The sequence below is a fragment of the Methanoplanus endosymbiosus genome, assembly GCF_024662215.1.
Classification (GTDB): Archaea; Halobacteriota; Methanomicrobia; order Methanomicrobiales; family Methanomicrobiaceae; genus Methanoplanus; species Methanoplanus endosymbiosus.
Map to the genome: position 1 here is coordinate 2,577,467 of NZ_CP096115.1, position 12,020 is coordinate 2,589,486.

Below are 12,020 nucleotides of genomic sequence, written 5' to 3' on the forward strand. Positions count from 1 at the left end.
TCAGCTTCCTTTTCTTATCTGTACGGCAACGCCGTAGTTGAATGCAGCCATCTCTTTTCCGCAGAGTATTGCGCTTCCTGTTCCGAGGAATTCACCTTCCTCATTGCAGACGAGCACTTCATCTCCGGACCGTATGCCGGGATCGGCAGATGTCACATGCTTTGCCATTGCATTTTTGCCTTTAATGATGAACTCCTCAATTTCAGTGAGGACAGTTACTCTGTAGGAAGGAGCATCGAGAAAGCTGTACATCCTCTTTGCCCCTTCCCTGCTTAGAGTCAGTCTTCCGTCTCCGGCCCTGACTGTGGCAAGTCTCTCTTTATTCAGCATTATGTAGCGTATTCTCTTCGTTGATGAAAGCTTAAATGTGCATTCATCAGGAAAAAGCGCTTCTCCTGCGCCCCGTCCAAACTGGAAGGAGGCGATTGCCCTTGCCCTTCTAAGATGACTGTTCTCTGAGGATTCTATTGACATTTTCTGCAAATTCCCCTTCTGCACTTCTTGGTATATATGCGCCGGCAGCTATTTTATGCCCTCCGCCTCCGCCGCCGACTTCTTCTGATGCGATCTGAAGTGCGGCCTGAAGATCGACTCCTTCCCTCACCATTCTGTCATTGGTGCGCATGGATACCTTTACGACATCGTCGTAATCCTTGCCGTCCTCATTTTCGTCCCTGAGGTAGCATAGAATCATTATCGGAAGCCGCCAGTTTAGTTTTGAGAGGGCCATTCCCGCACCTATGCCGACAATCGTATCCGGAAATTTGTCCCCTACATGGAGGTACTGGAGGTGTGAGAGTTCGGTGACTCCGTTGTCGATGATATACTCCATCATCTCGCGGATGATCTTTCTGTGGTGTCTGAGCATGTACTCGCTCTCCCTGTATGCCTCCCCCCGGTCACCGCAGCATACTGCACTGCCGGTCTTTGGCTTTACCCACCTTCCGCATGCGTTGAGCATGGTGGCAAACTCCGAGGCGTTTCTGAGCGGAGAATATCTGAACTCGTCAGGGAATATGTAATGCTCAGCCATCAGCCTGTCTGTCGGTTCACCGGCATCATACAGTCTCAGTGCAAGCCTTGAAATGATACTTCTCTTCTCTTCCGGATTTAAATCCTCCCAGACTACCCATTTTCCGTTTCTCTTTTTAATATCAATGCCGGCATCGTACCTGAGCAGGTTTTCAGCCTCACGTGCATTGTTGGTTATGCCCGGAATATAGGGGTCATCTGAGTATGAGAGGCAGAAGTGAAGCGGTCTTGTGGATATTCCATAGCAGTTAAGCTCATTTTCTTTGACAATTATATTGCCACGCATCACTCCGTCTTCGACAATGTCCCTTGCAGGGCCTATGAGTCCGCAGTGTTCCCTTGCCATCATATCGCCGACATTGCCGACTACTGCAATCTTTGCAAGGTCAGTATTGTTGTCGTCCATCTTCTTTGCAACGAAGTAACCCAGTCCTGCGGCTGAGAGCTTTTCATAGCCGTAATTTAAGCCGTTCACCTGGAAATATGACGTGTCCACATCCTGTGATATGTGGTGGTCAATGATTATCACTTCATCTTCAGACAGCCCCCTCTCTTCAAGGAGGTTCTGCTGGCCTGCGCCGAGATCGATGAATACCTTCAGGCTGTCGTCTTCAGGCACATGCTTCATGGTAAGTGGTTCAAGCTGCCTTACAAAGACTGATTTTACATCAATCGCCTCGCGTGATATCGCCTGGCGCATCACTGCCTCGCTTGCAATGCCGTCAGCGTCTATATGTGATATTATTGTGGCTGATTCCGCCTCTTTTATTTTTTCTGCCGCTTCCTGTGCATCCCTGTATAGACCCATTGTATAATAGTTGATCCGGATGCCGGAAAAATGGTTGTGATGCAGTAAAAAAAGGCCCTGAGAACGGGGGCTGATGATCTGATTTTATGGTGTTTATCATCATAATCTCCTTGAATTCTGTTAATGCAGCTTTGGGGTGGTTAATGTGGTGTATAGGAATAAATCCGGAGTAAATATGACTGATATAAGTAATTCTGAAGGACTGTGCGGCAGTTTAAGGGAGTTCAGACGGATCGGGGTAGTCTCCCCCGGAAGAATGAGGGCGGTTGATAAAAATGCCATGGCACTTGGTGTGCCTGGTCTCTCTCTTATGGAGAGTGCCGGAAAGAGCCTTGCCGGGGTTGTTATGGAATACGATCCCGAAAAAGTGCTGATCCTCTGCGGCAGCGGGAATAATGGGGGGGATGGTTTTGTGGCCGCACGATATCTCCAGCATCTCTGCGATGTAGATCTGCTGTATTACAGTTCCGGAAATATGACTCCGGATGCAGAGGCCAACTTAAAGGCGCTCGCATACTGTGGTGTGTCTGTTCACAGGATCAGATGCCCCGGAGATCTGATCCCGGCTGAGTCTCTCTTTGCAAAAGCCGATGTTATTGTCGATGCAATACTTGGTACAGGTGCGAGAAAGGGCCTTAGTGAGCCTTATCTATCAATGGTCAGGCTGGCGGATTCGGTGGGTGCAGTTAATATCTCTGCCGATGTTCCGACTGAAGGGTTTAATGCTGACCGGATAATCGGGTTTCACCTGCCCAAAAGCGCTGAATCAGAATGTGTAAATATAGGCATCCCGCTTGATGCCGAAATATTCACAGGTCCTGGTGATCTGACTCTGATTCCTGCGAAGAAGAGCAGTGCACATAAAGGTGCAGGCGGGAATGTGCTGGTGATCGGCGGCGGGCCGTACCAGGGTGCGCCGTACCTTGCGGCGCTATCTGCTCTGAGGGGCGGGGCTGACATTGTCCGTGTCGCAAGCCCCTGCATGATGCAGTATCCTGATCTCATTGTCAGGCCGTTGGGCGGCGGGGTAATTTCAGGGGAGCATACCGAAGAACTGATCTCCCTTGGTGAAAAATCGGACTGCGTTATCTGCGGCTGTGGGCTTGGTGATAAGAGCCACGATATAATCCGGGAGATTGCGCCGTACTTCAGAAAAGTTGTCTTTGATGCCGATGCCTTACATCTCCCGCTGCCTCTGGGCGCAGATACCATAATAACGCCCCATGCCGGTGAATTTCAGCGGATTTCCGGTCATATCCCTCCGCAGGACCTCTATTCCAGGGCAGTTTCAGTCCGGGATTTTGCCGGAGGTGCAAAGGGCAGACTTACAGTCCTTCTAAAGGGCGCGACTGATGTCATCTCTGACGGCGATTCTGTCCGTTTCAGCCGGACCGGCTCTCCGGCTATGACAAAGGGCGGCACGGGTGACGTGCTTGCCGGGCTTACAGGCGCTCTCTTCAGCCGTATGGATGCCTTTGACGCGGCATCTGTTTCGGCGTGGATTAACGGAATGGCGGGTGAGGTAGTGGCCGGACTATATCAAAACGGACTTTTAGCATCGGATATTATTGATAAAATACCGGAAATAATGAATATGGAGATTTAAACTATGCCTGAATTTACACACATAGAAAACGATCGTGCAAGCATGGTCGATATATCAGAGAAGAAGGACGTATCAAGGCAGGCTACAGCCGGCGGCAGGATCTACCTCCGTCCTGAAACGCTTGATGCGATAAAGAACGGCGCTGTTATCAAGGGCAATGTCCTTTCCACAGCAAGGGTTGCCGGTATTATGGCGGCCAAGCATACCTCAACACTTATTCCTATGTGCCACCCGATTCCTGTAAGTTCAGTCTCAATTGACTTTGAATTTGGTGAGGAGAACTGTATTGAGGCGAAGTGCACTGCAAAGACTTTTGGGAGTACGGGCATTGAGATGGAAGCGCTCACCGGAGTTTCGGTTGCGCTCCTCACGGTGTGGGATATGGTAAAGTCGGCCGAGAAAGACGAAAACGGCCAGTATCCTGAAACCGGAATTGAGGATGTTCACGTAATTGAGAAAATTAAGGGATAGGCTGCCCGGAGAATATCTTCAGATCTGATGATGTCTCATCTGATATTATTCTCTTTTTCAGGCAGAAACCTATTTCTGATACAGCAATCTGCCCATCACTTTAATACTGTCCCGGACAAACTTGTAAAGAACTGTTGGATTAGTCCCATCAGGAGAAAGGGATGTGGCCCATTATAATGGGCTGAACCTTCAAGGTGATGACAAATGTCAAAATCTATGTATTCATACGTTCGTGACGCATGGAAGCGTCCGGACAAATCGGAAGTTAAAGATCTTCTCTGGCACAGGATGCAGGACTGGCGCAGAGAAGGCAGCATCGTTCGTATTAACCGCCCAACCAGGATTGACCGTGCACGCACACTCGGATACCGTGCAAAGCAGGGTATCATTGTGGTCCGTGTAAAGGTACGCCGTGGTGGCCGCAGAGTTCCACGTTACATCCGCGGAAGACGCAGTAACCGTATGGGTATGCGCCGCCGCACTGCCGGAAAGAGCATTCAGAGAATTGCTGAAGAGCGTGCATCAGTCCGGTATGTCAACATGGAAGTTCTCAACTCCTACTGGGTAGGTCAGGACGGAAGAGCAAAGTGGTATGAAGTCATTCTTGTTGACGGACATCACCCGGCAATCAAAAACGACTCACATCTCTCATGGATGGCAGATTCTGTCCACAGGGGACGTGCTGAGCGTGGTCTGACCAGTGCCGGTGTTAAGGGACGTGGAATGGGTAAAAGAGGCAAGGGAACTGAAAAGACCCGACCAAGTATCCGTTCCAATGAGAACAAAGGGAAATAATTTTTTCTTTTTTTAAGGATCTCTTATTGTATGTTATATTCCGACGCCTGCGTATATCCGTACCCTTCCGGAGACACAACCATTCGCAGGCTGGCGCTTGAGGCCCGTTATCTTGGGTACGGGCGTGTGGTCTGTATTGGCTGTGAGACTTCCGGTGAGTATTATGGCGTATCTGTTCTGAAAGGCTGTCTTATCCATTCTTCCGGGTTTAACGACTTCCGGAAAATCCTGAAGAAGGAGTGCAGGGGTTCTGATGTCATTGCCGCATATGCCGGTGATGCCTCTTTTAACCGGTCAGTTATCTCATCCGGAAAGGTCAATATTTTAAAAGGAATTGAGAGATGCGACAGGAGAGCTTTTGATGATGTATCTGCAAGATATGCTGCTGATAAGGGAGTGGCGATGGATATTGATCTCTCTGCAATAATCAGCAAATCCGGGTACCTGAGGCAGAAGGCACTGACTGTGTATGGAGATATTCTGAAATTTTCACGGAAGTACGGCTTTATGCTGACGATCTCCTCCGGTGCACGGTCATATCCGGAGATGAAAGGTATCCGGGAAGTGGAGAATATCTGTTCACTCTTTGGGATGTCTCCGGATGAGGTGAGGCGGTCCCTTACGTCCATTGAACGGATTTTAAATCCGCCGGAGAATGTAGAGGTGATCTCAGTATGAAACCTGTTCCTCCGACTATGAGGGAGAAGAAGAGATATATTCTTGCAAGAGTTGTGCCCCATGGCATAATTCCGGATGGCAAAGCCGTCTATTATCTCCTCCAGGAGACTCTGGCGGGACTCTTCGGGGACGTTGGGGCTGCGGAGATCAATATGTCGGTTGTCTCTTCTGAAGGTAGCTATATTATTGTAAAATGCCGCAGAGGGATGGAAATAAAGCTTGAGACTGCACTGTCGTTCGTCACCGGAGATTCGGGCGGAGCCTTTGCATTAAGACCTGTTTTTGTCTCCGGAACGATTGCTGCCCTTAAGAGAAAGATACCTGTGTCTCTTCCTCCGGGAAAAGAGGGTGATGTTACAGTCGGCGGTGAGGAGTACGGATATTCTTTCCGTTCACAGGAAAAGGTTGATTTACATCAAAAAGGAATTAAACACCAGAAGATATTGTATTTTACAAGAGAAGATATTGAGGAGATATTATGCAGCCAATGAATGCTCAGATGGGTGGATATGACAGGGCAATTACTGTTTTCAGCCCTGACGGAAGGTTATATCAGGTAGAATATGCACGTGAGGCAGTTAAGAGAGGAACGACTGCTGTGGGTGTCAAATGCTCGGACGGAATCGTACTTATTGTTGACAAGAGAATAAGCTCAAAACTTCTTGAACAGTCTTCAATTGAGAAGATTTTCATGATAGATGAGCATATTGCGGTTGCTTCATCGGGACTTGTCGGCGATGCAAGGGCGCTTGTTGACAGGGCAAGAGTTGAATCACAGATCAACCGTGTGACATATAACGAATCCATTGACATTGAGACCCTGTCAAAGAAGCTCTGCGATCATATGCAGACACTTACACAGTACGGCGGCGCAAGGCCGTATGGTACTGCGCTTCTTATTGCAGGCATCAGTGAGGACACTCCAAGGCTTTTTGAGACTGATCCTTCAGGCACTCTCCTTGAGTACAAGGCAACGGCAATCGGAACCGGACGTCCGGCAGTGATGAAGGTCTTTGAAGATGACTATGATGAGTCAATGACTATTGAGAATGCAATTCCTATGGGCCTTAAGGCGCTTCATGCCGCAACCGAGGGCCGTTTTGATGTCAATAATGTTGAGATCGGTGTTGTAAGGCTTGAAAATCAGCTCTTTGAGAAGATGGCCAAGGAAGATGTAAAAATTTATGTTGATGAATTTGAGGCATCTATAGCATCTTCTGAAGAAGAAGCTGAGGAGTGATTTAAGGAGTAGTGATGATATGATCCCTCTTGATAAAGCAGTTGTGGCCAGGCTTGAGAGCTATGGTGAGAAGTTTGAAATCCTTGTTGATCCTGACCTTGTGGCAGATATCCGGCACGGAAATGATATTGATATTGAGGATGCAGTTGCTGCCCTTTTTATCTTTGAAAATTCGTCAAAGGCGGAGAAAGCCTCTGAAGATAATCTTAAGAAGGTCTTTGATTCTACAGATTTTGAAACTGTTGCAAGAAGGATCATTCAGAAAGGTGAGATCCACCTTACAGCAGAGCAGAGAAAGCAGATGGTCGAGGATAAGAGAAGGCAGATCATCACTTTCATCTCACGCAATGCAATAAATCCTCAGAATAAGCTTCCGCATCCACCCAAAAGAATTGAGATGGCTATGGAGGAGGTAAGAATTTCAGTTGACCCCTTTAAGCATCTCGATGAACAGGTGAAGAGTGTTGTCAAGGCCTTAAGGCCAATTCTTCCGATTAAATTTGCAGAGATTAAGTTTGCTGTAAAAGTCCCTGCCGATTATGCGCCCAAAGCGTATGGTGAGATCTCCTCATCCACAACGGTTGAGAGGGATGAGTGGCAGAATGACGGATCGTGGGTATGCGTATGCACGATTCCGGCAGGAATTCAGGAAGAGTTCTATAATATGATTAACCGGCTGACAAAGGGCGATGGTGAGGTTAAGATCCTTGACCAGGTCTGAAACCGATAATGTCAGTATTAATAAGGTTGAAAGAGTAATATATACAGACCAAAATTTCAGGGAATTGTAAATATGGCTAAAGCAGGAAAACAAAGAGCAAAAGGAAGAATCAGTGGTAGTGCAGGTAGATTTGGACCAAGGTACGGCCGTTTCATCAGAAAGCGTGTCAACCAGATTGAGAAGATCTCAAAGGCAAAGCATGTCTGCCCGAAATGCGAAACCATTGCAGTAAAGCGCAAAGGAACAGGTATCTGGGAATGCCGCAAGTGCGGAAACAAATTCGCAGGCGGTGCATATGCTCCGCAGACACCTAACCTTAAAGTGGCACTCCGTACAATTGAGCGCTCACTGATTAAGGAATAAAGGTGCTGATATTACATGGCCGGATATAAGTGCGCCAGATGCAAGCAGAAGGTTGAGATCGACGTTAATGTCAGATGTCCCTACTGTGGTCACCGCATTCTCTTTAAGGAGCGCGGTGCAGCAATAAAGAAAATAAAAGCCAGATAATGGAAGTTACTACCTCCCGGAAACCAAATCCGGGTATCAGGACTTTTTCAAAGGATCTTGCCTTCTCTCTCGGATGTCATTATACTCCGAGAGGGAAGTCAGGAATTGGCGATATAATTTCAATTGATGAAGACGTTTTGATTGTGTCAGGATCAGGACGAAATTTTTCAATAAATTTTTATTCGGATTCTGAACTGAAAGCAGAGATCTTTTTCTCATCTATCAGTAAAGAGGTGAGGGAAGGGGAGCTTGTTTATGGAATCCGGACAGGTAATCGTGCCCTGTATGAGATTCTGAGTCCGCACATGAATGTTGTGATCTCTGACTGCACAGAGTCCGGGCTGATTTTTGACGGTCCGCAGAGGAGGAAATATGTCCTTAAAATCAGAGATAGTTCATGAGGCGGTATTCTCTTTTCAGACTTCTGATGCAGGTCTGATCTATGAATCTCTCCTGCCTGAAGCGGATGGCGAGTCCGGGAGATCTTTTTCAGAGGTTATTCTTGGTAGTGATACGGAAATACTTCTGAGGGTCTCTGCAAGGGATATACACGCTATGAGAGCGGCTCTTAATACATGGCTGAGACTAATTAATATTGCGAACGAGATGAAAGAGGTAATTGATTCATGAATAATATTTCACCAAAGATGCAGAATCAGATTGCAATGCTCCAGCAGGTGCAGCAGCAGCTCCAGACAATCATGCAGCAGAAGATGAACTATGAGATGTCTGTAAAGGAAGCAAAGAAAGCTGAAGAGGAACTTAAGACTGTCTCCGATGATGCGGAAGTCTTTGTTATGGTAGGCTCTGTTATGATGCAGAAGGATAAGCCCAAAGTAACTGAGGATCTTGCTGACAAGGTTGAAACTCTGGAACTGAGGGTAAAATCACTTGAGAAGCAGGAGAAGGCCCTTCAGACAAAGTTTGAACAGCTTCAGGCACAGATTAAATCAGCATTTGAAGGCGGCCAGGAGATGGCCATCTGAATATCTTTTTTTAATAATTTCATTTCCGGAAAATCCGGTTTATCGTTGGTTTATCATTCACTCTCTCAGTTGCAACTCTGAATCTGCTTCAGATGCCGGGTAGTTTCTGCCATTATTTTCTGTCAGCCGGAGAATTATGTTTTCATCTTTTTTTCTCTTTCCCTTTCCTTTTCTCTTCCCCCCTCCCTCCTCCTCTTCCTTTTATCCTGTCAGGAAGGCCTTTTCAGTATTGTTTTTTATGAACTTTGGTGATTTTACAGCTTCTCCAGACGATGAAAGGGCGGCTCTCCTGTTGTTTCTGATCTATGTTTGTTATTTACTGTTTCTCCGGGTCAAACTGTCCTGAAGGTGCTTTCTGATCTCTCTGTGGTTCCATTTACTGTTTCTCCGGGTCAAACTGTCCTGAAGGTGCTTTCTGATCTCTCTGTGCTCATTTCATGGTGTGGGTGTCTGTTGCTGCACCTCAGTTTCTGCTCTTCCGGAAGTCTGTGCCGGACGGCCGGACTGTCTGTTGGTCATGATCCCGTCTCTGCGCTTTTGGGTTTTTTGCGTTTTTCTCTGAAGATCTGATCCTGGTCAGTTCTGATAATTGAGTGGTTTATTTTTCAGTGTTCTCTCCATAAATGGATTTATTTGTGATTTTTGTCGTGCTGTGCTCTTCTTTTGATAATTTTTGTTCTGAATTTCAGGCCGTTATTGTGTAGATCAAAAAAGAAACATTTATATCTGCGACAAGCCTATTTTGTAGAGCACAATGCCCGCCTTAACTCAGACTGGTAGAGTGCGCGGCTGTAGTTTGGTTTACTCTGACGAAAGGAGTAACTGCGCGGTTACCGCGATGTCCCCGGTTCGAATCCGGGAGGCGGGACTCACCTTTTTGGTGAGTCAAAGAGTCTGAATTTTGCCCAGTTAGTGTAGTGGCCTATCATGCAGCCCTGTCACGGCTGCGACACGGATTCGAATTCCGTACTGGGCGTAACATCCTTTTTGTTTTTTTATCTTACTTATTATTATCCGGAAAGTTATCTTCTGTCAAATCTCCCGTTTTAAAAGCAGAATTACTGTCAGGCAGTTGGTGGATTATCTCATGAATATCTCTGAAAAATGAATTGTAAGTTTTTAACCAGGTTTTATTTGATCTTATCTCAGTTCTTCTTCTCTTTTTCCATGTATTCCTTTATCTTTTTATCTTCCCAGTTTTTATCGAGGATTTTCCGGTGACCAAAGGTATTCCATGCGTGGATCAGGAGGCCTATTCCCCAGAAGAGGGTTATCCAGTAAAACCAGAGTGACTGAGGTGATGTAACCAGATTTATCAGGGCAAGTATGATATTTACGAGAATGTATGCAGAGAGGTGCGAGTAGAAACCTTTCAGCTCCTGTACCTTCTCCTTTGCGCGCCTGTATGATTCGTCATCTTCCATAATGCAGTATTCTTAGTTTTTATTATATTATACTGTCTGAAATTTCCGGTGATCTTTTTCAGTTCATTATTTGATTATTTATTCCTGAATGCTCCTTTATTTGTTATTTTGTCCGGGTTCATGCCCAAAATTTACCTGGATTGTTTCAAAGTCCGGATCAAAGCATTAAAATGTTTATTGAGATTATCTAATATGGTAAAATTACTTCAATGCCCAGTTAGTGTAGTGGCCTATCATGCAGCCCTGTCACGGCTGCGACACGGATTCGAATTCCGTACTGGGCGTAATCCTTTTAATTTTAAGATTTCATTATTATCTTCTGAACTTATGTTCTCTGTCTGTTCTCTTTTTCTGTCACAGTTTTACTGAATTATCCTTTTCTGATCTTCTTTTCCGTATTTTGCATTCTGTTTTAAGTCCTTTGTTCCTTTTTGGGTGCTTTAAATTAGGTGCACAGTAAATATTGATCCCTGTTGGCGAAAGCATGAATAATAATAAAAATTACAGGCATCTCTTCGGCCCTGTTCCTTCACGGAGGCTTGGAATCTCCCTTGGAATAGATCTTGTGCCGCTGAAGACATGCAGCTATAACTGCATATACTGCGAATGCGGGAGAACAACCCTCCTTACTACAGAGAGGCATGAGTATGTCCCCATCGCAGAGGTTAAAGAAGAGCTTTATTCGTACCTTTCAGGCTCTCCCACGCTCGATTTCATCACATTTTCAGGTTCCGGTGAGCCGACGCTTCACAGCGGAACGGGTGAGATCTGCCGTTATATTAAGAGTTCATTCCCTGGTTACAGGGTGGCTCTTCTCACCAACGGAAGTCTCTTCTATGATAAGGGTGTCAGGGATGAGGTCCTGGATATGGATGTGATCGTCCCGTCACTTGATTCTGCAACAGAAGCCGGGTTTATGAAGATTGACCGTCCATGCAGTTCACTGAATGTGGATGAGATCATCACCGGGCTTGTGGACCTGAGAAAGGAGTTTTCCGGAGAAATATGGCTTGAGATATTTGTTGTTCCGGGGATAAACGATACAGAGGAGGAGATCTCCGCCCTTTCAGAGGCAGTGCAGAAAATCGCGCCGGAGAGGGTTCAGCTCAATACACTCGACCGCCCCGGAGTGGTTGGCTGGATCAGGGCGGCAACGGACGTGGAGATGGAGAAGTTTGCGGCAGGTCTTGATTACGAAGGAACGGAGATCACAGGCAGGCCCTCGTCACGATCGGGTATAGGCAGTTTTTCGGGTGATGCAATGGAGAGCATAATGCAGACAGTAAGCCGCAGACCCTGCACTGTTGAGGATCTGGCTTCTGTCCTTGAACTCCATCCAAATGAGATAAATAAGTATATCCAGCTCCTTATCGAGGAGGGAAAAATCCGGGATAAAAGAGGAGATCGCGGGATTTTTTTCATGAGTTCTGAAGATAACTGAAATATTTTTTTAAATATCATCTCCCATGAAACATTATCATCAAACGTCCTGATGTTTCATCCATTATCTGTGTGCAGGCAGAAATGCCGGCACATGGGGTGGGTGACTTTTTTGGGATGGCTTATCTGTGTAATGTCTGAGCGCAGCGGACTGCAAATGCAATGCTTAAATAATCAGAACCTCCAATATGTGATGCTGATTTACAGCATACATCTGCCCAGTTAGTGTAGTGGCCTATCATGCAGCCCTGTCACGGCTGCGACACGGATTCGAATTCCGTACTGGGCGTATTTCTTTTTGATAATCTC

The 12,020-nt window shown here is 46.4% G+C and carries 16 protein-coding genes and 4 tRNA genes; 17 read left to right on the forward strand and 3 right to left on the reverse strand.

What is annotated here, in order from left to right; genetic code table 11:
* Nucleotides 1-474: a PUA domain-containing protein gene (locus tag L6E24_RS11735; protein ID WP_257742164.1), complete on the reverse strand. Its 474-nt coding sequence runs from the start codon at nt 472-474 to the stop codon at nt 1-3.
* A complete protein-coding gene (gene recJ / locus L6E24_RS11740; protein ID WP_257742165.1) occupies nt 440-1,840 on the reverse strand; it encodes a RecJ family nuclease in 1,401 nt (466 codons plus the stop codon). Before recJ ends, L6E24_RS11735 begins: the two co-directional genes overlap by 35 nt.
* Nucleotides 1,841-2,015: 175 nt before the next feature.
* On the opposite strand from recJ, the gene L6E24_RS11745 reads away from it, so the two are divergent.
* From L6E24_RS11745 to L6E24_RS11810, 14 genes are all read left to right on the forward strand, one after another.
* Nucleotides 2,016-3,446: an NAD(P)H-hydrate dehydratase gene (locus tag L6E24_RS11745; RefSeq protein ID WP_257742166.1), complete on the forward strand. Its 1,431-nt coding sequence runs from the start codon at nt 2,016-2,018 to the stop codon at nt 3,444-3,446.
* Nucleotides 3,447-3,449: 3 nt separating this feature from the next.
* Nucleotides 3,450-3,917, forward strand: coding sequence for a cyclic pyranopterin monophosphate synthase MoaC (gene moaC, locus L6E24_RS11750; RefSeq protein WP_257742167.1), 468 nt, complete (start codon nt 3,450-3,452; stop codon nt 3,915-3,917).
* A gap of 204 nt (nt 3,918-4,121) precedes the next feature.
* Nucleotides 4,122-4,712: a 50S ribosomal protein L15e gene (locus L6E24_RS11755; protein WP_257742168.1), complete on the forward strand. Its 591-nt coding sequence runs from the start codon at nt 4,122-4,124 to the stop codon at nt 4,710-4,712.
* Between the two features lie 30 nt (nt 4,713-4,742).
* On the forward strand, nt 4,743-5,390 hold the full coding sequence (locus L6E24_RS11760; RefSeq protein ID WP_257742169.1) for an RNase P subunit p30 family protein: 648 nt from the start codon (nt 4,743-4,745) through the stop codon (nt 5,388-5,390).
* Nucleotides 5,387-5,881: an Rpp14/Pop5 family protein gene (locus tag L6E24_RS11765; RefSeq protein ID WP_257742170.1), complete on the forward strand. Its 495-nt coding sequence runs from the start codon at nt 5,387-5,389 to the stop codon at nt 5,879-5,881. Before L6E24_RS11760 ends, L6E24_RS11765 begins: the two co-directional genes overlap by 4 nt.
* The gene (gene psmA / locus L6E24_RS11770; protein ID WP_257742171.1) at nt 5,869-6,630 is read left to right on the forward strand and encodes an archaeal proteasome endopeptidase complex subunit alpha; all 762 of its coding nucleotides are present in this window, start codon (nt 5,869-5,871) and stop codon (nt 6,628-6,630) included. The genes L6E24_RS11765 and psmA overlap by 13 nt, the downstream gene beginning before the upstream one ends.
* 19 nt (nt 6,631-6,649) lie before the next feature.
* Complete coding sequence (locus L6E24_RS11775; RefSeq protein WP_257742172.1) at nt 6,650-7,351, forward strand: ribosome assembly factor SBDS; 702 nt, start codon at nt 6,650-6,652, stop codon at nt 7,349-7,351.
* A gap of 72 nt (nt 7,352-7,423) precedes the next feature.
* The gene (locus L6E24_RS11780; RefSeq protein WP_257742173.1) at nt 7,424-7,714 is read left to right on the forward strand and encodes a 50S ribosomal protein L37ae; all 291 of its coding nucleotides are present in this window, start codon (nt 7,424-7,426) and stop codon (nt 7,712-7,714) included.
* A gap of 15 nt (nt 7,715-7,729) precedes the next feature.
* Complete coding sequence (locus L6E24_RS11785; protein WP_004076311.1) at nt 7,730-7,861, forward strand: DNA-directed RNA polymerase subunit P; 132 nt, start codon at nt 7,730-7,732, stop codon at nt 7,859-7,861.
* Nucleotides 7,861-8,262, forward strand: coding sequence for a Brix domain-containing protein (locus tag L6E24_RS11790; RefSeq protein ID WP_257742174.1), 402 nt, complete (start codon nt 7,861-7,863; stop codon nt 8,260-8,262). The genes L6E24_RS11785 and L6E24_RS11790 overlap by 1 nt, the downstream gene beginning before the upstream one ends.
* Complete coding sequence (locus L6E24_RS11795) at nt 8,234-8,491, forward strand: KEOPS complex subunit Pcc1 (protein WP_257742175.1); 258 nt, start codon at nt 8,234-8,236, stop codon at nt 8,489-8,491. The genes L6E24_RS11790 and L6E24_RS11795 overlap by 29 nt, the downstream gene beginning before the upstream one ends.
* Nucleotides 8,488-8,847 carry a prefoldin subunit beta gene (locus L6E24_RS11800; protein WP_257742176.1) on the forward strand — a complete coding sequence of 120 codons (360 nt, stop codon included), beginning with the start codon at nt 8,488-8,490 and terminating at the stop codon, nt 8,845-8,847. The genes L6E24_RS11795 and L6E24_RS11800 overlap by 4 nt, the downstream gene beginning before the upstream one ends.
* A 757-nt stretch (nt 8,848-9,604) precedes the next feature.
* Nucleotides 9,605-9,715 (forward strand) — tRNA-Tyr (locus L6E24_RS11805).
* Nucleotides 9,716-9,750: 35 nt separating this feature from the next.
* Nucleotides 9,751-9,823: transfer RNA gene (locus L6E24_RS11810), tRNA-Asp, on the forward strand.
* Between the two features lie 169 nt (nt 9,824-9,992).
* Here L6E24_RS11810 and L6E24_RS11815 read toward each other — a convergent pair.
* Complete coding sequence (locus L6E24_RS11815) at nt 9,993-10,271, reverse strand: 2TM domain-containing protein (RefSeq protein WP_257742177.1); 279 nt, start codon at nt 10,269-10,271, stop codon at nt 9,993-9,995.
* Between the two features lie 211 nt (nt 10,272-10,482).
* On the opposite strand from L6E24_RS11815, the gene L6E24_RS11820 reads away from it, so the two are divergent.
* The 3 genes from L6E24_RS11820 (at nt 10,483) to L6E24_RS11830 (ending at nt 12,000) form a co-directional block, all read left to right on the forward strand.
* A tRNA-Asp gene (locus L6E24_RS11820) sits at nt 10,483-10,555 on the forward strand.
* Between the two features lie 200 nt (nt 10,556-10,755).
* Nucleotides 10,756-11,712 carry a radical SAM protein gene (locus L6E24_RS11825; RefSeq protein ID WP_257742178.1) on the forward strand — a complete coding sequence of 319 codons (957 nt, stop codon included), beginning with the start codon at nt 10,756-10,758 and terminating at the stop codon, nt 11,710-11,712.
* A gap of 215 nt (nt 11,713-11,927) precedes the next feature.
* A tRNA-Asp gene (locus tag L6E24_RS11830) sits at nt 11,928-12,000 on the forward strand.
* Nucleotides 12,001-12,020 lie beyond the last annotated feature (20 nt).